Here is a 1,805-nt window from a genome sequence, read left to right on the forward strand (position 1 = left end):
AAGGAGAACTCGCTTATGAAGGTCTTGGTACCTGTCAAGCGCGTGATCGACTATAACGTTAAGGTTCGTGTCAAAGCGGATGGCAGCGGTGTCGATCTGGCCAATGTTAAAATGTCGATGAACCCGTTTGACGAGATTGCGGTGGAAGAGGCGATCCGTTTGAAGGAGGCTGGCAAGGCGTCCGAGGTTGTGGCCGTATCGATTGGTGTTAAGCAGGCGCAGGAGACGTTGCGCACGGCTTTGGCCATGGGGGCTGACCGGGCGGTTTTGGTTGTGGCGGCTGACGATGTCGACACCGATATCGAGCCTTTGGCCGTGGCCAAGATCCTGAAGGCGGTGATCGACGACGAGGCGCCCGGGCTGGTCATCGCCGGCAAGCAGGCGATCGACAATGACATGAACGCCACCGGCCAGATGCTGGCCGCGCTTCTGGGTTGGAGCCAGGCGACCTTTGCCTCCGAGCTGGACATTGACGGCGACGCGGCCCGGGTCACCCGCGAGGTGGATGGCGGGTTGCAGACGATCTCGGTCAAGCTGCCGGCGATCGTGACCGCCGATCTGCGCCTGAACGAGCCGCGTTACGCCAGCCTGCCCAACATCATGAAGGCCAAGCGCAAGCCGCTGGACGAAAAGACCGCCGCTGATCTGGGGGTGGATGTCACGCCGCGCCTGACGGTGGTCAAAACCGCCGAGCCCGCCGAACGCCAGGCCGGGATCATGGTGGGTTCGGTCGACGAGCTGGTTGAGAAACTCAAAGATGCGGGGGCCGTGTGATGGCTGTACTTCTTCTTGCTGAAGTGACGGGTGGGGAACTGGCGCTGGACGCCACCGCCAAGGCCGTGACCGCCGCAGCCGCGCTGGGCGATGTGACGGTTCTGTGCGCGGGGGCCTCGGCCGCCGATGCCGCCGCTGCGGCCGCCAAGATCGATGGCGTGGCCCGGGTTCTGTGCGCCGAGGATGCGATTTACGGTCACCGGCTGGCCGAACCCACCGCGGCGCTGATCGTGTCGCTGGCTGGTGATTACAGCCATATCGTGGCGCCTGCGACCACCGACGCCAAGAACATCCTGCCGCGGGTGGCCGCGCTGCTGGACGTGATGGTGATCACGGATGTGACGGCGGTGGTGGATGCCGACACGTTTGAACGCCCGGTCTATGCCGGCAACGCGGTTCAGACGGTGCAATCGGCCGATGCGGTCAAGGTGCTGACGGTGCGCACCTCCACCTTCGATGCGGCTGGCGATGGCGGTTCGGCCGCGGTCGAGGCCATCGGCGCGGCGGCGGATCCGGGGCTGAGCGCCTGGGTCGAGGACAAGCTGGCAGCCAGCGACCGGCCCGAGCTGACCTCGGCCGGGATCGTGGTGTCGGGCGGGCGCGGCGTGGGCTCGGAAGAGGATTTCGCGCTGATCGAGAAACTGGCCGACACGCTGGGCGCCGCGGTGGGCGCCTCGCGCGCGGCGGTCGACAGCGGCTATGCGCCGAATGACTGGCAGGTGGGCCAGACCGGCAAGGTCGTCGCGCCCGAGCTTTACATCGCGGTTGGCATCTCGGGCGCGATCCAGCACCTGGCGGGCATGAAGGACAGCAAGATCATCGTCGCGATCAACAAGGACGAAGAGGCCCCCATCTTCCAGGTGGCCGACTTTGGCCTGGTCGCCGACCTCTTCGAAGCGGTCCCGGCGCTGACGGAAAAGCTGGGCTAAAGTTTAAACCCCGGCCCCCGCGCCCCCCGAAACTTTAAAGAAGGCCCGCAAAACGCGGACCTTCTTACAACATCTGCTGCAACTTGCGGCACAGATGGCGGC

2 protein-coding genes are annotated in these 1,805 nt (G+C 65.2%); both read left to right on the plus strand.

Annotated features, from left to right (window positions below):
* The first annotated feature begins 15 nt into the window (after positions 1-15).
* Positions 16-774: an electron transfer flavoprotein subunit beta/FixA family protein gene (locus ACMU_RS18515; protein WP_035263035.1), complete on the plus strand. Its 759-nt coding sequence runs from the start codon at positions 16-18 to the stop codon at positions 772-774.
* The gene (locus ACMU_RS18520) at positions 774-1,703 is read left to right on the plus strand and encodes an electron transfer flavoprotein subunit alpha/FixB family protein (RefSeq protein WP_035263033.1); all 930 of its coding nucleotides are present in this window, start codon (positions 774-776) and stop codon (positions 1,701-1,703) included. The genes ACMU_RS18515 and ACMU_RS18520 overlap by 1 nt, the downstream gene beginning before the upstream one ends.
* Positions 1,704-1,805 lie beyond the last annotated feature (102 nt).

This window comes from Actibacterium mucosum KCTC 23349 (genome assembly GCF_000647975.1).
Lineage (GTDB): Bacteria > Pseudomonadota > Alphaproteobacteria > Rhodobacterales > Rhodobacteraceae > Actibacterium > Actibacterium mucosum.